This is a genomic window from Chitinibacter sp. ZOR0017 (assembly GCF_000799095.1).
Taxonomy (GTDB): Bacteria; Pseudomonadota; Gammaproteobacteria; order Burkholderiales; family Chitinibacteraceae; genus Chitinibacter; species Chitinibacter tainanensis.
The window spans coordinates 15,292-33,872 of sequence record NZ_JTLG01000007.1 but is presented as its reverse complement, the minus strand read 5'-3'; the positions used below and the strand labels follow the sequence as shown (position 1 = coordinate 33,872).

Sequence of the window (18,581 nt, the reverse complement as noted above, 5' to 3'; positions counted from 1 at the left end):
AATCATGCTTGGTTTGGCCTACTATTTTCAACTGACAGACTCGCAGCTTGCAACTCAACACGAAGCGGTTTATCTCCTGCTAGATCTATATGTACATCCCGTTGTGGGAAAGCTATCGCTATGTTGTGCTTTCTTAGAGTTGCTTCAATCATAAAGCGCAAATCACTAGCAATCTGCCGACCCGTCATGGAACCATTTAGATCAACCCAATAGTACACACCAAATACCAAGGCATCTGCAGCAAAGTCTTCAAGTAGGATTTCTTTCTTTTGATGCTGGTCGATATGCCCATGCTGCAGAAGAACGTCTTCAAGTAACCGAGCGACCAATCTCACATCACTACCGTACGCCACACCGACTTGCACACTTTGTCTCACAAGACTACTTGAGTAGGTCCAATTCGTGACGTTTTGCTCCAAAAAAGTGCTGTTGGGAACTAGAGTATCAATGCCGTTAATATCGCGCAAAACGGCAGCACGAACACTCATATCAACGATAGTGCCACGTAACCCACCAACTTCTACGGTATCTCCAGGCTTAAATGGGCGCTCTAGGAGCATCATGAGTCCACTAATGAGGTTTTTAAGAAGTGTCTGAGTACCAAAACCTAGACCAATTGCAATGGCACCACCAAGAAATGCAAACGCAGCCAACGGGATACGCACCAAAAGCAAACTATTAATCAATAGAATCAGGAATGAAAATGAAAGCAACCATCGCTTAGTAATCCGAATTGCAACTGGGGACCAGCATGAATGTTGGCGCACTTGCCGCTCAATTAAATTACCAAGCCAGATACACACAGAAAAACCGACAGTCACCAATAGAATTGCAACGATAACCTTGCCAACGGTAACACTTCTTCGAATTGAGACATTTTGTCCATCAACGTTAATATCATCGTTAACATTGAACAACTCAAAATTCCAACTATTTTCAACAAATGACAGCAATGTATCCTGCCATTGCGAATAACGGGCACCAAGGCTTTGGGTTACTTCTTTTCCTGCGAATTCATCAGCCCAGCGACTGAATAGCATCCGATTATGTGTAATCTCTGCTTTAGCTTCTGAATAGCGCGCTTCGCGGGCTTGCCATAGCTGAGCAAGATTTTGGCTATGGGGATCCTTTTCCTGAAATAGCCGAGCTGATTGGCTTTGTGCTACCAATATGGATGATTCAAGATTTTCTTCCAGACCAGATAGATGCTTAATCCAACCTAGAATTTGCTCGTGAACAACGGCAAGTTGATCACGAGCCTCACTTTGACTTATTTCAAATCTTTTCTTCCAGAATGTACTTTCAAGTGTATTTGCTAAAATACTATCAGACAGCAAACCAGCACTAATCGCATTGCTTTCTAGGCGCATCTGCAAAAGGTATTCATCCTGCATTAGCTTATTAAGCTGATAAGAAAGGAGTCTCCTTCTCTCGTCTGCCTGTACTTTATCACTTAATGGATATAGTCTTAATTCTTGCTCCAACTCCTGCCGTCTGGCAATTAAATTACCAAGACCCAGCTGTAGCTTTTTTTCCTCTCCATTCAATTGCTGTTGCTTAGTTTTAAGTTCTTTCTGGCGTTTAGAAATGCTACTCAATATGCGATCTAAGTCCTGCTTTTCGAATCTAGGTGCGGGGGAGACTTTCAAGAGGCTAGCATTCAATGCATCACGCCATTCGCGCTGTGTTTGCAACTGGGCACGTGTAAATCGTTGTCGAGCATCTTGTGCCGCCAATATTGCGGAATAAGCTTCCTGCTTCAGCTGTGCAATCTGAAGAGCCTGTAGTGCTTGAGTCTTTTTACTGGAATCGGATACATTTTTATCTAGATCTTCTGTTTTCTGACGTAACTCGACCTCACTATTGGTAAGATTGCTTCGATTCTGCTCAAGCTCTTTTTCTTGCATAGTCAAACTTGCAATTAAATTTTTTATTTCATTATCTGTTAATTGAAGTTGACTCCGCCGGTTATCAAGATCTACTATATTATCGACTGGGAATAATGGCTGAGAGATAATAGACTTACGAAGTTCGATTTGCCCAGCAAGTCCGGCAAGTGCAACTTGATTTTGCTGGTATGCATAGATTTGCAGCTCAAGCCAGATACGATTGTCGTTCTGATCGCCACTATCTGATGCATTGAGTCGATCGATAGCCTGCTGAGCTAGGGCGATTTTCTGTGCCAATCGCTGAGGATCATTCTCCGTCATGAGCTTTGTAGGCCCACTTGCGTTTTGACCATCACGCTGAATCTGGGATGGAAACAAAGCATCTAGACCTGCATTGCTATAGAACGACAATAACAATAAAAAAATCAGCACAAAGCGAAGCTGCATAACGTTCTTAGGTTGGTAGATTAGTTAACCCTCATTGTTGTGTAGCTGAGGCCTAGTTGCAAGCAAGTAGACGCCTAAAAATGATTATTTTATCTGTGCATGCTAGTCACCAAGATCCATCTTGATGTAAACCTAATGAAAAGATGATGATCTAAGATGGTTTATAATATTTGGGGGGGCTTCGTACCTCTAATGACACGTTCGAAATTAAAGGAGTCTTTGTGAGTCAATTCGTTGTTACAACCAGTAGCAAATGGGTTACTACTTTACTTAGCTCCATCATCCTCTCGTTCGTGGTTGTTGCCTTTTCCGGCTGTGCAACGCCCCAAAATCGAACCTCTCCTCTTCCGAAGGCTTTAGAGAAGCAAGCTTTTATCCCTGATATACCAGAGGCACGCTACTGGGGAGATCAAACTCCAGATGGGTTTGAACGCTGGAAAAATCTAAGTGATAGTGAATTGGAGTCGAGGTTTTCAGCGATAATGAATCGCCCTCACAATTATCTCGTTGTTTCAGGAGGGGGCGCCGATGGTGCTTTTGGGGCTGGACTTCTGGTCGGTTTATCTGCAGCAGGCAAACGCCCAGAATTTCAGATTGTTACAGGTGTAAGTACTGGAGCACTGATCGCACCTTTTGCTTTCTTAGGCTCTGAATATGATCCTCAATTAAAAGAAATATACACAAGTTACTCATCCAAGGATCTGATAGAAGTCCGAAGCATTTTATCAATTATAAGTGGTGATGCGGCTGCAGATACAGTTCGCTTGAAAACACTCATTAAAAAATACATCAATGATCAAATGATTGAGAAAATTGCGATTGAAGGCCGCAAGGGACGATCATTGTTAGTTGGCACGACGAACCTAGACGCCACGCGTCCGGTGACATGGGACATTACCAAAATAGCGGCTAGTGGCAGCCCAAATGCAAAGGAGCTTATTCACAAAGTGATTCTTGCCTCTGCATCCATCCCTGGGGCTTTCCCACCTGTGCTTATTGATGTCAATGTGGGTACTAGAGTGTACCAGGAGGTTCATGTGGATGGCGGTGTAACTTCACAACTATTTCTGTCTGCACCGGGTTTGAATTGGAAACTAATCGCACAACGACTTAAGGTTGAAGGCACCCCACAGATTTATGTAATAAGGAATTCAAAGTTGACACCGGAGTGGGACAACGTTGGACTTTCTTTAGTTCCAATTCTAAGCAAGTCGATTTCATCACTAATCCGGACCCAGGGAATAGGCGATTTAGCCAAAGTTTATATTCTTTCGCAAAGGGATGGCATCGGCTTCAATTTGTCCTGGATCCCAATGGATTTCAATGAGAAGCCAAACGACTTCTTTGATAGAGAATACATGAAAAAATTATTCTCACTAGGATATGAAAGAGCATTAAATGGAAATGCATGGCAGCATCAGGTAGCCGTAAATCACTTAGATTTACCTGAGAAGTAGTTTTACAGAAAAATTAGAAATAGACTTGAAAGCTATATCGCCACCCAACGACCTATAGCATGCTTTATTTAAGAATGCTCGTGCTGGCCTCATGTGAGGGTGTGCAGAATTTTGTGTAAATCGGCTTCGTTGATTACTGAGGAAGTCGTTCCTCAAACTGGATAGTAAACCGGGTTAGCGCCGCTTTCCAATCCCGCAGTGGCATCGTCCATTCCTGGCTGATGTTGCGCAGCGCCAAATAGAACAATTTCAGTAACGCTTCATCGCTCGGGAATGAGCCCCGGTTTTTGGTCAGCTTGCGCAGGCTCATATTCATCGACTCAATCGCGTTGGTCGTGTAAATCACTTTGCGGATTTCCGGTGGGAAGTCAAAGAAGGGAGTCAGCCGCGGCCAATTGCGCCGCCAGGATTGGCTGATCGGCAAGTATTCTTCATCCCAGCGCGCTTCAAATTCAGCTGGCCGCTGTTCGGCTTCCTCGACCATCGCCGACTGGTAAATCCGCTTCAGATATTCCGCCACCGCTTTGCGCCATTTCCACGAAACATAATGCAGGCTGTGACGCACCATATGCACGATGCATAGCTGTTTTGGGGAAGACCCTTCAATCGCTTCGGGGAAGCCTTTGAGTCCATCGACGCAGGCAATGAAGATATCCTGCACACCACGATTGCGCAGTTCGGTGACGACCTGCAGCCAGAATTTGGCGCCTTCAGTCTGAGCAATCCACATTTCTAGCACCTCCTTCTCATCCGCCATATTGACGCCCAGTGCCAAATAGACTGCTTTGACGCGCACGCTACCTTCGCGGACTTTGACGAATGCAGTCCAGATATGCAATCGGATAAACCGCGTCTAGTGGCCGAGATTGCCAAGCTTTGACTTCGTCGATGACCGCATCGGTAGCCGATGAAATCAGGCTGGGCGACACCTCGGTGCCATACATTACTTCCAGATGAGCCTGAATCTCGCGTACCGTCATGCCACGTGCGTAGAGCGAGAGGATTTTGTCATCAAAGCCAGTCCAACGGGTCTGGTGCTTGAGCAGACCCTGCTCACCGATGAGGTCTTCGGGTTTTTGGTAGTTAGCCAGCAGGTCTGTGATCAATTCATCAGGAATGGGGTGCTTTGGGCGTCATGCCGGCGAGTTCTTCGCGCAATTGCCGAACCCATTTATCCATGGTCGACTTACCTACGTTCATTGCCTGGGCGGCCTCTCGAACGGAATAGCCTTTGTTGAGCACAAGCTGCGCACATTCGAGGCGAAATTCAGGCGTGAATGTGGGTCTGGTTTTGATGTTCATGAAGTCATCTAATCACTGATGAGGTGCAGGATAACACCTCTAATCAGGTGGCCAAATTCAGTGTGCCACTACAGATTTGACCTTCGTGGATGCAGGCAAAGTAGGCCAAGATCGCGCCAGAACCTATCCCTGCCAAGGCTCCAAAGTCCCCAATGAATTCCGCCCTAATCAGGAAGTCCCGAATCCCGCACCGGATGTTGGCGCTCGTGTAGTGGGTACCCCGCTTCTGATTCAAGTGCCACAAGGGGTCACGCCTTCAATCATCTCAGCAACGATCAAAAACACCCGCACTGGCCAGTTTTTGCCGGTTCGTCGTATCCAAAATGGGTGTACCAATCCAATTCCTGGTGATCTAACGGGCTGCTATCAGGGTGAGTCGAGCTTTGATGCGGCCCAAGCATTCTTGCTCCCGATGGACCCGCTGGAAGCAAACACCGTGCATGAGGTGGTGATTAACCTGAACACCTTGCCACATATCGCGTTCAGTTTTACGCCGGCCACTGCAATTAACCCAGTAGTCATAAAAAAGTGACCACGACTTATCACGACACTTCTCTGTTAAGGGAATCCGCAGACTAGGGAGCATACGGACCAGATGGCTTGATTTAAAACGCTGGTGCCGGAACACAAGCGTGCCAATGGGCACAACCGACTGTTAGCTTTCATGGATCATTAACACGAAACGATTGAGAAGAAATAGAGAACCTGCATAACATGTTGAATCGGCTATACATTAGCCCTATTCAAAACTTCTTCAAAAGGTGCCCCACCATGAAAAGCAATCCTGTTGGCTGGTTTGAAATCTACGTTCAGGACATGCCTCGTGCTAGGGCATTTTACGAAGCGGTCTTTGATGGCACATTAGAAGAGCTAAAAAATCCTGATCCAATCGGCTTCCCAGAGATGGAGATGTGGGCATTTCCAATGTCAATGGAAGATTCAGGTGCAGCTGGAGCGCTGGTAAAACTCCCTGGCTGCCCTTCTGGAGGGAGTACATTGGTCTATTTCTCTTGCGAGGACTGTTCAGTTGAGGCTGCACGGGCGGCGGCAAATGGTGGAGAAGTTTTTAAACCTAAACTGTCTATTGGTGAACACGGTTTTATTGCGATGGTGGTCGATACTGAAGGCAATCTGATTGGCCTTCATTCAATGCAATGATGGCCTAACGATTCTTCGGGAGGAGGTCATCCACTCGAAGACCTAGCCTGCTAGGCCCGATTTCCACCCCACGCAGCACGTTGAGTGGATGTACAGCTACTTAGAGTGACTGGCTATGCATACACGTACGCTAACTTACCGATCTGAAGCGTTGAGTAGCGTCGCGAATTGAATGGCGTGATGCTCATAGACAAACCAAGCTACAGCATGTTTAACATGAGGCTCGTCTGGTGCAACGCGATGAACTGGATAGCCTGGGGACTCCTCACCCAGAATTGGGCCTGCAGATGACCACTCTCCATATTGGCCAACGATGTAACGGGTGAAAGGTTGTTTTGATGCTGAGCTCATGCAGAAAGTATCTCGACTGTTTTCGCAATCGTATCAATTTTTGAGCAAGAATTGAAAACTGTTGAGCACTAGGGAAGGTGGTGAAGCTGCTGATATTGCAGCCCTGCAAATATGGAGCTTATCCGGACAATACGGCAGTTTCCTGCCAAATAACCATTTACACAAAATTAGGACACCCTCCAGAGGTAGGTCAATTCAGCGTTCGCAAAAAATGCCCAAAGCATTAACTTCTTCGTTTAAGCTACGTTTTGGCAAAAAATATGCTGCTTAGCCTTTTCCAAGTTTTAACTTCAGTTGACTTTATGAGAACTCTAGGTCTAATTTTCCTCAGCCTAGTTGTTTCATCGCTTTGGGCTAAAGAAGTGAGAATTAGCGCCAATGTGGTGTCAACTTGCGCCACGAAATTGCCTCCTGCAAGCGCCCCGCTCGACATCACAACCACGCAGCAAGGCCCAGTTGACTGTAAACAAGGCCGACAGTGGGCCGCTATCAGCAAAAGGGAGGAACAACAATGGCAACGCGTATTTATCGACTATTAGCCACGTTCTTGCTATGCGCCCTCAGCACATTCACGCAAGCGGCGGCGACAAGCCAATTGCAGCTACAAATTACCGTGCTGGGCAGTTGTAGTTTTGTGACTGGCGAAGATTTAGTGATGGACTTTGGCGAGCTAGGCCATGGCGATCGCACACTGCAAAGCAGCGTGCCTGTCACCTGCACCAGCGGCACCGAATTCTACGTTCGGCTCAGCGATGGTTTATATCCATCGGGAACACAGCGGCAAATGGCGGCTAGAAATGGCAATGCGCGCCTACCCTACGCCATTACGGTGAGCCCTAGCTCGGGCATCAGCCAAGGCAGCGTGATTGATTTACAGCTCAAAGCCACCGTATTGGAAGCCGACTACGCCACCCGCCCAATTGGCACCTACACCGACACCGTTGTACTGAGCGTTAACCCGTAAGCTTCGATGTAATATTACACGCCGTCGCAGTGGACTACTGCGATGAAGCGCACTCCCTGCCTCATTAAACTGTGAACTAGGTTTATGCGTTTTAAACCCATTGTTTTCAAAAGAGGCATCATCATGAATAAAATTGCGACCCATCTACTTGCAGCGCTTGCGGCAGCCACTCTAGCCACGTCGGCGGTAGCGGCGAGCAAAAACGTCATTATCAATGCCAATATCGTCGGCACGTGTGCCTTTACCGATGCGTCTGACGTCACCATCAATATGGGCGACTTACGGGCAGGCCAAGGCGATGTTAGCCAACCCGCGTCAACGCAATTTTGGTGCAGTGCAGGCGTGCCATACACGATTTCGGCCGACTCTGGCCGGAATGCCGAAAACGGCAGTAATCAATTAATCAGCGGCGCGAATAAACTGCCGTATGAATTGGCACTAGACAAAGAAAGCGGCACCGGGGCAGGCATCGCCAGCCCAGAAACACTCAATTTAAGCGCCAAAATCAAAGGCAGCGATCTAGACGCCGCCGCGGTGGCCAATGGTTATACCGACACCGTCGTACTAACGCTCACGCCTTAATCCACGTATTGAGCCACTCGCCAATGCACATTGAGCTACGCTGTCGCTCGGGTACACCACTCGGTGCCCGCAAGCCCTAAAACGGCCTGCATTGGCGAGACAGGCAGCTAAACTATCAGCACACTCTTTATCCGCAAGTGGTCACACTATGCGCTTTGTTTCTGCTTTCTTCATCGGATTATGTTGTTTATCGAGCTGGGCTGGGCAATTTGCCGTTTCCCCCATTCGCGTTGAGCTGAGCCCACACGATAAATCACAGGCCATTATGGTCAGTAACCAAGGCGACAAGCCGCTGCGCTTTGCGCTAGAGCTCAAACGTTGGACGCAAGACGAGCACGGCCAAGAAACGTATACCGACGCGCCTGATGAATTGATTTTTTTTCCGCGCCAATTTGAAATTGCCCCGCAGCAAAAGCAGATTATTCGGCTCGGGCGCAAACTAGCCGCCACGGCACAAGAACGCGCTTATCGTTTATATATTAACGAGCAACCGAATACGCCGAGCGAAGAAACGCAAGGTCAGGTTGCGATGGTCGTGAGTTTTGGCGTGCCGGTTTTTGTGCGCCCCAGCCCGCGGCTGGTGCAGCTCAAGAGTAGTGTCATTGAGGTCGGTCAGCAGCAATTGCGGTTTGAGCTACACAATAACGGCAACACCACCCAGCGCCTTACGCGGGTGCGTATCGGTCATGATGGCGACGAGATCAATCAGTTCGATCAATGGTATTTGCACCCAGGCGTACGCCGCAACTACCAATTGCCCTTGCCTGCTAGCGCGTGTTCGCATAATCAAGCACAACAGATTGTGATTGAAACCGACCAACAAACCCTCAGCCAATCGATTTCAATACCTGCCTCCGCATGCAGACCCTAGTTCGCTGGCTATTACTGCTGTGTTGCAGCACCAGCGCCCACGCGCTGGAGCAAGTTTTGCTCAATCTGGTCGTAAACGGCGTGGCGCAAGGTGATGTAGAAGCCATTTACGACCAAGAGGGGTATTGGATTGCAGAGCAATCATTAAAAGGCGCCGGAATCAATACCCTTCATGGCGAACTAATTAGCCACGATCAGACACGCTATTATCGGGCCGACACCCTAGACGGGATTCAAAGCCGCATCGATACTTCAACGCTCACCGTGTACCTTGACGCCCCAGCGAGTGAATTTGGCGAAAAATCCGTCTCACTGCAGCAAACTCACACCGAGCTTTACCCTGCGGCAGCGCCTTTCTCGGGCTATGTGAGCTATCGGCTCTCCGCGCTCCACCGACAGCAAGGCGGTCTTTCGTATCAAATCAGCCCAACGCTGAATCTCAACGCGGCACATTTCAATTTTCGTAGCGAACACGATTATCTAAGCGAAAACCAGCAATGGCGACGGCTTAATACCACATTGGACTACGATCAACCCGAACTGATGTTGCGCGCAACGCTGGGCGACTTAAGCCCGCGCCAAGCTGCGCTGGGCTTTAATCAAACGATGGCGGGTATCGGCATCTCGCGCGTGTTTAGTATGCAGCCCGATTTCGAAAGCGCGCCCAGTTTTCATAGTCAGGCCGCGATCACGCAGCCGTCGACTGCCGAAGTGTATTTAAACGGCCAAAAGATTAAGACAGTTAATCTACAACCCGGCATGTACCAGTTTGGCGATTTGCAATATTTCTCGGGGCTGCAAAACGTCGATATTGTGATTAAAGATCAGTACGGTGGCGTGCAGAATATTGCCATCCCCTACTACTTTGACGACTCTCTACTCAAAGCCGGTTTAAGTGAATTTAACTACAACCTCGGGCTGGCGCGGCAAAACGGCAGTTTCGATCATTATGAAGGCTTGGCCTACGCGGCTTTTCACCGCTTTGGTCTAAGCGATTGGTTAACGGTTGGGGCGCAGGCCAGTGGTAATCCGGATGATCGCAGTTATGGTGTATTTGGCAATGTAAAATTAGGGCAGTATGGCGTGCTAGGCCTTGTAGCGTCTTGGGCTGAGCATGACACCCAACAAAATGGCCATGCCCAGAAATTTCAGTATCGCTATAGCAATGGCGACTTTAGCCTGTATGCCAATGGTCAACGGCAAAGCGCAGGCTATTGGCGCACTCATTCCGAACTCACCCCACTTACGCCTGCGGACTGGTCGGTCAATGTGGGCGCGAGCTGGGGCAACCAGCGCTTGGGCCATATCAATCTGGAATATGGCCGGCAAAGTAGTGACGACCCACTGCAAAACTTACATCGCTATACGCTGGGCTATTCGATTTCACCGTGGCGCAATGTGTCTGTAAGCAGCCAAATTCGCAAAGTCGACCATCAATTAGGCAGCGACTGGAGCGGGTACTTGAATCTATCATGGTATTTTGGCTCGGGACATAATCTCTACAGCGGGGCTCAGTACCAAAACGAGCACATGCGTTATGCCAGTACCCTGAATAAAAGCGCACCGAGCGGCGAAGGCTGGGGTTATAGCTTAAGCGCACAGCAACAAGACAATGGGACTGATTATTTAGGCTGGCTCGAAAGCAATTTGCGCTACGGGCAAGCCAGTTTCAATGTGATGCACACCGCTGGCGCACAAGGCAGCAACACCAATTGGCGCGCTAATTGGCAAGGGGCCATCGCCTCCGGCCAAGGCCGCTGGGGTGCAACGCGGTATATCCACGATAGTTTTGCTTGGGTTGATACGGGGCTGCCGAATATTGGCGTCACCCACAATAGCAGCGCCATGGGGAACACCGATGCAGATGGTTATTTATTGTTGCCCGATATTGCGAGCTTTAATTACCAGCAAATTGGCTTAAACCAAAACGATATTCCGATTGAATACAGCGTTAATTACCTGCAGTACGAAATACTGAGCGGCAATCGCGATGGCCGCGCGGTGATGTTTCGATTGCAAAAGCTCAACGCCGTTAGCGGACAATTACTTGACGAGCTGGGCGAGCCATTACGCAATGTCGTCCTAAGTAGCCAAGTAAACGGCAAGACCGTCACCATCAGCACCAGCTTGGATGGCCGTTTTTACACGGAAGAGCTTACCCCTGGAGAGTATCTCTTTGAAGCAAAAGACTGTACTGCCCGCATCAGCATTACCCCACAGAATGAAGTTGTGACTGAATTGGGCCCGATACACTGCCTGCGAAAAGGGGCGCAATAAATGAGCAAACAATGGTTCGCCCTCGCGCTAGCTTCTTGCTTGGGCTTTCCCGGTGCAAGCTGGGCGATGAGCTGCTCGATCAGCTCCTTACCCATCGGGGATATGGGGGTTTACTTCCCCGATATCGACATTACGCGCCAATATGCCATTTTTCTCACGTGTACCAGCGGCGGTGCCATCGCCAGTCTAAGCGCAGGCCCATCGCTAAACACGGGCAGCATTGAAAATCGCCGCATGAAACATGATAGCCGCAGCGATACGTTGCGCTATCAGCTGTGCTTAGATGGCGCTTGCAGCACCATCTTTGGCAATAGCGGCAATCAAATCGGCACCATTATGATTACCGATCAAAATCAGGGGCGGTTTTCGTTTTGGGTGAAAGTGTTTGGTGGTCAGCCGTTAGTGGCCGCAGGCACCTATCGCGATACGGTGACAATCACGCTAAGCCCGTAGCCTAATCTAGCGATGCCACGCGTTCTCAGTAGCAATTAGCCTCAGAGCACGTCAGACACAATACTTGATTTCTCCGCGAATGATTTGGCATAGCCCGCCAGCATGAAACTTAATCGCGTGCGGATCGATATCTAGATATGGAGTTCCCTAGGGCGTTCTTGTGTATGCCAATTTTCGTAAAATCAGCTTGCGTGTACCAAGACTGTACGTCCGCCAAGGCCGATGTGTCGATGACGAAGCTGTAAAAATGAAAGGCCGCTATCAGATTGCGGCCTTTTTTTGTTGTGCGGCATTCTTGTGCTGCTCAGCCATAGCGGACGCCAAACCATAGGTATCGACTTACCTTTCAAATTGATATTTTTGTAGAGTTTACAACCTTTCTGTTTTAAACTCTACAAATGAAACTAATTTCTCTTATCCTTACTTTGCCAACTGAGACCGCCACTGTGCGGATGCGAGCCTGGCGTACGCTTAAATCTTCCGGTGCAGCCGTTGTACGCGATGGTGTGTACTTGATGCCTGCCCTTGAAGCTTGCAGGCAAACACTGGCCTCGATTGCAACAGATGTTCAGGCCGCTGGTGGTTCAGCTTACGTGCTCGACATTGAGCAGCCTGAGGCTGATGAATTTAGCCATCTATTCGACCGTACCGCAGATTATGTGGCGCTGCTTGCCGAAATAACAAAAGTTCGAGCGAGTCTGAGCGCTGAGACGGTTCGAGAAGTGATCAAACAAGTGCGTAAACAGCGCAAAGCGTTTGCAGCACTGTGCGAGATTGATTTCTTCCCGAACGAAGCCCAAAAACAGGCCGATGCCGCATTGAAAGAGCTGGAGTTAGCTTCGGCACGAGCCTTAGCGCCGGATGAGCCCTATCCCACTGAGGGAGATGTAGCGCGACTGTTTTTGAGCGAATACCAAGGTCGAACATGGGCAACACGCCGGCGACCATGGGTGGATCGCTTGGCCAGCGCTTGGCTGATTCGCCGTTTTATTGATCCTAAAGCCAAATTACTTTGGCTGGAGTCTCCAGCGGATTGCCCTACAGATGCATTGGGATTTGATTTTGATGGCGCTCGTTTTAGCCATGTTGGGCATCGCGTGACCTTTGAAGTCCTGCTGGACAGTTTTGGGCTAGAAGCAGCAGGGCTGAAACGACTCGGTGCCTTGGTGCATTACCTCGATGTCGGTGGTATTCAACCGCCTGAATCAGTCGGCATCGAAACCGTGCTCGCAGGCCTGCGCGACGCCATCACCAACGATGATCAACTTTTACTCTCTGCCAGTGCTGTGTTTGATGGCCTGCTAAGCAGTTTTGAACAAAGAAATTCCTCATCATGAACAAACCCGAATTGCTTAAGGTTGAGCAGACCGAATTACCGCCACCGGCGGTGAGCTTTTGGCAGGCATTTTTGTTTTGGCTCAAGCTCGGTTTTATCAGCTTTGGCGGGCCAGCAGGTCAAATCTCAATCATGCACGAAGAGTTAGTTGAGCGTCGTCGCTGGATTTCTGAGAAACGGTTTTTACATGCGCTGAACTATTGCATGGTCTTGCCCGGCCCTGAAGCGCAGCAGTTGGCAACCTATATTGGTTGGCTAATGCATAAAACTCGTGGGGGTGTTGCAGCAGGCGCCTTATTTGTATTGCCCTCTCTGGCGATACTCATTGCATTATCGTGGGTTTACATTGCATTTGGCGATGTGCCACTGGTTTCTGGGTTGTTCTATGGCATTAAACCTGCAGTTACGGCCATTGTCGTCCAAGCCGCACACCGCATCGGTTCGCGAGCTCTGAAAAACAATATCCTGTGGGCAATTGCTGCAGCGTCATTTGTTGCAATTTTTGCGTTGAATGTACCATTCCCCATCATTGTGGCCGTTGCAGCATTAGTCGGTTATATCGGCGGTCGCATTGCGCCTGACCGCTTCAAAACGGGTGGAGGCCATGGCAAGGCGGATAAATCCTACGGCGCGGCGCTGATTGATGACCATACGCCAACACCAGAACACGCGCTATTTCGCTGGTCGCGTCTGGTGCAAATTATCGTCATTGGCGTACTACTGTGGGTCGTTCCAATGGGCTTGCTGACTGCCTATTTTGGCTGGGATCACACGTTGACACAGATGGGGTGGTTCTTTACCAAAGCGGCCTTACTGACTTTTGGTGGTGCCTATGCGGTGTTGCCCTATGTGTATCAAGGCGCAGTCGGCCATTACAACTGGCTCACGCCAACCCAAATGATTGACGGCTTGGCACTTGGCGAAACCACGCCTGGCCCATTGATTATGGTTGTGGCTTTTGTCGGTTTTGTTGGTGGTTATGTCAAAGCCATCTTCGGCCCTGAATCAGTTTTTCTGGCTGGTGCAGTTGCTGCCACATTGGTGACGTGGTTTACCTTTCTGCCATCCTTCATCTTTATTCTGGCTGGTGGCCCATTGATTGAAACCACGCACAATGATTTGAAATTCACCGCACCATTGACTGCCATCACAGCTGCTGTAGTCGGCGTGATTTTGAATCTGGCACTGTTTTTTGGCTATCACGTTTGGTGGCCAAAGGGCTTCGCTGGTGGAATTTTGACTTCAGTAGACTGGATCTCAGTACTGATTTCTATTGCCGCGGCCATCGCCTTGTTCAAATACAAACGCAATGTTATTCATGTTATCGCCGCAAGTGCGGTTGTTGGCTTGCTCATAAAAGCCTTGACTCTGTAAGGATGCTTGCAAGCAGTGCGTTAACGCACTACTCCCGCCCCAAATTTGATCATTTCAAATCATGGGGCGGGAAGGCCTTTCCATAAAACAGGATCCCATTTTCCTAACACACACTAAGCAATTCCTGCAGACAAGGCCACAACCTTAGGCTAATATCCTAACCCCTAGGATAGGATATAGAGTTATGGGTACGCACGCATCACATCCCGACATCATCAAGCGCTTAAAACGCGCCGCAGGCCACCTCAATAGCGTCATCGCCATGCTCGAAAACGAGCGCGGTTGTTTGGAAATTGCCCAGCAATTGCAGGCAGTTGAAAGTGCGGTGAGCAGCGCCAAAAAGACCTTGGTGCATGACCACATCGATCATTGCCTTGAACACGCAGTGCAAGATCAGAGCGCGGATGCTATCCGTGAATTTAAAGCCATTACCAAATACCTATAAGGTGGTTGCATGACAGAGTTTTCTACGCTATTACAGCAAGGTGCTGCGAATGCCTGGCTATTTATTCCAAGTGCAATTTTATTAGGTGCTTTGCATGGCTTGGAGCCAGGTCATTCCAAAACCATGATGGCGGCCTTTATTGTTGCCGTGCGTGGAACGATCACGCAGGCCATTTTGCTTGGCGTTTCAGCAACGATCTCTCACACCGCGGTAGTCTGGATTATTGCTTTAGGCGGTATGTACTTCGGCCAGCGTTGGAGTGCAGAGACCAGCGAACCTTATTTGCAGGTGGCTTCAGCGGTCATCATTATCGCTACCGCACTATGGATGGTTTGGCGCACTTGGCGCAATCAACAATTCGCCTCGCACTCTCACGACCACGACCACGACCACGACCACGACCACGACCATCATCATGGTCATGATGAAACGAAGCGAATTGATACCGGACATGGCGTGGTTCGACTTGAAATCTTTGAAGATGGCGTTCCGCCACGCTTTCAATTATTCGCCGATAGTGGTCATACATGGGCGGCAAATCAGGTCAAAATCGAAACCGAACGCGCCGATGGCAGCATTCAATCCTTCACGTTCGTACAACGTGACGGCTTTTTGGAATCTGAGCAAGAAATCCCGGAGCCGCATGAGTTTGTGGCTCGTTTAAGCCTTGGGCACGGCCATCATAGCCATGATTATGATGTGGAATATGTTGAGCACGACCATCACCATCACGCTATCACTGATTATGCTGAACTGGATATCTCTGCTCCTGGCTATCAAGACCCGCACGAATTAGCACACGCCAATGACATTCGTCGTCGCTTTGCCAATCGTGAAGTCACAACCGGTCAGATCGTCATTTTTGGTCTGACTGGCGGACTAATTCCATGCCCAGCCTCCATCACCGTACTGTTGCTCTGCCTGCAGCTGAAAGAAATTGCTTTAGGGGCAACCTTGGTGCTGTGCTTCAGTATTGGTCTGGCATTAACAATGGTTCTATCGGGTGTTCTGGCGGCCTTGAGTGTAAAACACGTTTCAACCCGCTGGAATGGCTTCGGTGAGTTTGCTCGTAAAGCGCCATATTTTTCAGGGGCATTAATCATGCTCGTGGGCTTGTACGTAGGCTATCACGGCTGGATCAATTTGCCTTAAGTTGGCAACGACACAAAGAGGTTCATTATGGCGGTATGCCCATATGGTTCGAAACTCGAATTTTAAGCTTGTTGCGCCCCAATTATTGCTGGATCACCAGCTTTAACAGCTGAAGCATTGATGCGTTCGCGCTATACCGCCTTTGTGCAACGTCAGCTCGATCATGTTGAACGCAGCCATGCACCAGAGATTCGCGATGACTTTAATCGTGCGGAAGCGGAGCGATTCAGACTGACTTTTTCAGCAAGCCACGCCAACTCCCGTCTGCTGACAGGCTATTACACTTGGGGCTGGTCAAAATCTCTTATTACTCCTGGCTTCAACTTTGAATTCGGTTAGCAATTTCGAGATCAGCGATTGCATTCGCCGTTGGCGCACCTAAAGTGAATACTGGTATTTTCCTTTAGCAGGAGCCAAGAATGCGTACTCAATGGCAAGCTTTGTCTATTCGCAACAAGGTGGTTATAGCCGCCTCTGGCATCCTAGTCATTGGCCTCTCCATCCTTGTGACGATCATCAGCAACACGATCTATCACAGCACAGAAAAAGCAGGGCTTGCTCTGTTAGAGCGTGAGGCCAAAGGCCAAGCTAAAGAAATTGAGGCGTTCTTTGATCTCGCCTATTCGGTACCACGTCAGCTCGCAACCACCATTGATGGCTTCCATAAAACGCAGATGCCTGAACGGAAGGCCATCGATCAAGTACTGATCAAGTTACTGAATGAATATCCATCGGCATCAGGTATCTGGATGCTCATGGAACCTAACGCCTTAGATGGCAAAGACAGTCAGTACCAGCAGGATTGGCCGATCCACGACCCTACTGGGCGTTACATGCCCTACATCACTCGATCAGGCGACAAGATTGCCCAAGATACGATGCTAGGGGCAGAACAACAAAAGATCGCCGAGCCATTCCGTAATAATCCTGCTGGCTACACGCCCGCCTACGAGAAGTCTGGGTGGGGGGATTTCTATTTTGTGCCAAAGCAACGGGGCCGGGATACGGTCACCGAGCCTTATGTTTATGAGGTGCAAGGTGAAAAAGTGCTGATGTCGTCGTTGACGGTCGCGATGAAAGACCCTGCGGGCAAATTTGCAGGCTTGGCGGCAATGGATATGCCGCTGGGGCAGCTGCAAAAAACACTGGGGCAATTTAAACCGTTCGGTACGGGCGCGTTAAGTTTGATTTCAGAAACAGGTTTACAGGTCGTGACCCAAGATACCGCCCAGCTTGGTAAGCCCGTTGATACGCAACTACTACCCGCAGACGTCACCGCAAAACTCAAAAATCGTGAAATGGCACGACAAGATCACGATGATCAGTTCCAAATCTGGATACCTGTGCGCATAGGCAATACAGGCCAGTACTGGACGCTTGGCCTGAATGTCCCACGCGCCACCATCATGGCAGATGCGGTTGCAGCCAAGCACAAAGCCATTCTGATTGGCGGACTAACCGGTGTTGGCTTGGTTACATTGATTGCCATTCTGCTTTCTTGGCTTTTGAAACCCTTGAATACGCTCGCCACGGCAATGACAACGCTTGCTAGTGGTACAGGGGATTTGACTCATCGCCTAGAAGTACACTCTCAAGATGAAATTGGCCGTAGCAGCGCCGCGTTCAACGAATTTATGGAACGCTTACGAAGCATGTTTATTCAAGTCCGAGAACAAAGCGGTGCCGTCAGCCAGGCCGCCCAGGATCTATCGAGCAGCGCCGCCTCGGTCAGTCAGGCATCACGGCAGCAAGCAGAGGCGGCCAGTGCAACTGCCTCAAGCGTAGAAGAAGTCACGGTAAGCATTCAGCACGTCGCTTCAACCACTGAGGATGTAAACGAACTTGCACATTCGGCCAATACCCAGATTGACGGTGGCAAACAGTTAGTAGGGCAAGTGGCTGGGGAAGTCGCAGCAGTCGACCGCAGCGTTAAAGTGCTTGGCTCAACGATCGAAGGCCTTACCGCTGAGCTGGGTAACGTGGATCGCATTGTTGGCGTCATTAAGGATATTGCTGACCAAACAAATTTACTGGCGCTGAATGCAGCCATTGAAGCCGCTCGAGCCGGTGAACAAGGTCGTGGATTTGCTGTCGTGGCCGATGAGGTCAGGAAGCTGGCCAGTAAGACAGCTGAAGCGACTGTCGAAATTGGCAACATCGTCACGCAAATCCAGAATGAAATAGGCTCTGCAGCTCGAGAAATGGGCAATACCAATCGCAATATCCGGAGCTCCGTCTCCCTTTCCGAAGAGGCTAGCCAATCCATAGACTCAGTGTTTGCTGCAAACGATGGCTTGGTATCAAGGGTCGAGATGATTGCCAGTTCTGCACGCGAACAAGCAATGGCTATTACCGAAATTGCTCAGCACGTCGAGCGAATTAGTAATATGGCTTCCAGTAACGATCAAGCGATGACAGAAGTGATGTCTTCCGTAGGAAAACTGCGCGATTTCTCTAGTAACCTGCAGGACTTGGTTGCTCGCTTCAAAACTTAAGTTTTAATAATCGTACCTCCTACAGGAGG

General features: G+C 49.2%; 15 protein-coding genes and 2 pseudogenes. 14 read left to right on the top strand and 3 right to left on the bottom strand.

Annotated elements, in window-relative coordinates; translation table 11 throughout:
* Positions 1-2: 2 nt before the first annotated feature.
* Positions 3-2,336, bottom strand: a complete 2,334-nt coding sequence (locus L991_RS16235) for a mechanosensitive ion channel domain-containing protein (protein ID WP_052190505.1) — start codon at positions 2,334-2,336, stop codon at positions 3-5.
* 221 nt (positions 2,337-2,557) lie between these two features.
* Between L991_RS16235 and L991_RS01880 the strand changes: the two genes are divergently transcribed.
* Positions 2,558-3,793, top strand: coding sequence for a patatin-like phospholipase family protein (locus L991_RS01880; protein WP_156128948.1), 1,236 nt, complete (start codon positions 2,558-2,560; stop codon positions 3,791-3,793).
* A gap of 133 nt (positions 3,794-3,926) precedes the next feature.
* Here L991_RS01880 and L991_RS01875 read toward each other — a convergent pair.
* Together L991_RS01875 and L991_RS01870 are read right to left on the bottom strand one after the other, a co-directional pair.
* Positions 3,927-4,911, bottom strand: a pseudogene (locus tag L991_RS01875) (IS256 family transposase).
* A gap of 4 nt (positions 4,912-4,915) precedes the next feature.
* A pseudogene (locus L991_RS01870) lies at positions 4,916-5,095 on the bottom strand (transposase); the annotation flags it as partial.
* A gap of 85 nt (positions 5,096-5,180) precedes the next feature.
* Between L991_RS01870 and L991_RS01865 the strand changes: the two are divergent.
* The 13 genes from L991_RS01865 (at position 5,181) to L991_RS01810 (ending at position 18,552) form a co-directional block, all read left to right on the top strand.
* The gene (locus tag L991_RS01865; RefSeq protein WP_028450105.1) at positions 5,181-5,627 is read left to right on the top strand and encodes a hypothetical protein; all 447 of its coding nucleotides are present in this window, start codon (positions 5,181-5,183) and stop codon (positions 5,625-5,627) included.
* A gap of 239 nt (positions 5,628-5,866) precedes the next feature.
* Positions 5,867-6,253, top strand: coding sequence for a VOC family protein (locus tag L991_RS01860; RefSeq protein ID WP_028450106.1), 387 nt, complete (start codon positions 5,867-5,869; stop codon positions 6,251-6,253).
* A gap of 862 nt (positions 6,254-7,115) precedes the next feature.
* A complete protein-coding gene (locus tag L991_RS01855) occupies positions 7,116-7,568 on the top strand; it encodes a spore coat protein U domain-containing protein (RefSeq protein WP_034619523.1) in 453 nt (150 codons plus the stop codon).
* Positions 7,569-7,691: 123 nt separating this feature from the next.
* Positions 7,692-8,150: a spore coat protein U domain-containing protein gene (locus tag L991_RS01850; protein ID WP_028450108.1), complete on the top strand. Its 459-nt coding sequence runs from the start codon at positions 7,692-7,694 to the stop codon at positions 8,148-8,150.
* 148 nt (positions 8,151-8,298) lie between these two features.
* Entirely contained in the window at positions 8,299-9,021 is a 723-nt protein-coding gene (locus L991_RS01845) for a molecular chaperone (protein WP_028450109.1), read from the top strand.
* Positions 9,009-11,297 (top strand): hypothetical protein, encoded by a 2,289-nt coding sequence (locus L991_RS01840; RefSeq protein ID WP_047391577.1) that lies wholly within the window; start codon positions 9,009-9,011, stop codon positions 11,295-11,297. Before L991_RS01845 ends, L991_RS01840 begins: the two co-directional genes overlap by 13 nt.
* Positions 11,298-11,750: a spore coat U domain-containing protein gene (locus tag L991_RS01835; RefSeq protein ID WP_047391574.1), complete on the top strand. Its 453-nt coding sequence runs from the start codon at positions 11,298-11,300 to the stop codon at positions 11,748-11,750.
* 398 nt (positions 11,751-12,148) lie between these two features.
* On the top strand, positions 12,149-13,087 hold the full coding sequence (locus L991_RS01830) for a chromate resistance protein ChrB domain-containing protein (protein ID WP_047391570.1): 939 nt from the start codon (positions 12,149-12,151) through the stop codon (positions 13,085-13,087).
* A complete protein-coding gene (chrA, locus tag L991_RS01825) occupies positions 13,084-14,460 on the top strand; it encodes a chromate efflux transporter (RefSeq protein WP_156128947.1) in 1,377 nt (458 codons plus the stop codon). The genes L991_RS01830 and chrA overlap by 4 nt, the downstream gene beginning before the upstream one ends.
* Before the next feature lie 184 nt (positions 14,461-14,644).
* The gene (locus tag L991_RS01820; RefSeq protein ID WP_028450114.1) at positions 14,645-14,905 is read left to right on the top strand and encodes a metal-sensing transcriptional repressor; all 261 of its coding nucleotides are present in this window, start codon (positions 14,645-14,647) and stop codon (positions 14,903-14,905) included.
* A 9-nt stretch (positions 14,906-14,914) separates the two neighbouring features.
* Entirely contained in the window at positions 14,915-16,057 is a 1,143-nt protein-coding gene (locus L991_RS01815; protein ID WP_047391565.1) for a nickel/cobalt efflux protein RcnA, read from the top strand.
* A 117-nt stretch (positions 16,058-16,174) separates the two neighbouring features.
* Entirely contained in the window at positions 16,175-16,396 is a 222-nt protein-coding gene (locus L991_RS17145) for a YchJ family metal-binding protein (protein ID WP_255350766.1), read from the top strand.
* A gap of 80 nt (positions 16,397-16,476) precedes the next feature.
* The gene (locus tag L991_RS01810; protein WP_047391562.1) at positions 16,477-18,552 is read left to right on the top strand and encodes a methyl-accepting chemotaxis protein; all 2,076 of its coding nucleotides are present in this window, start codon (positions 16,477-16,479) and stop codon (positions 18,550-18,552) included.
* Positions 18,553-18,581: the final 29 nt, after the last annotated feature.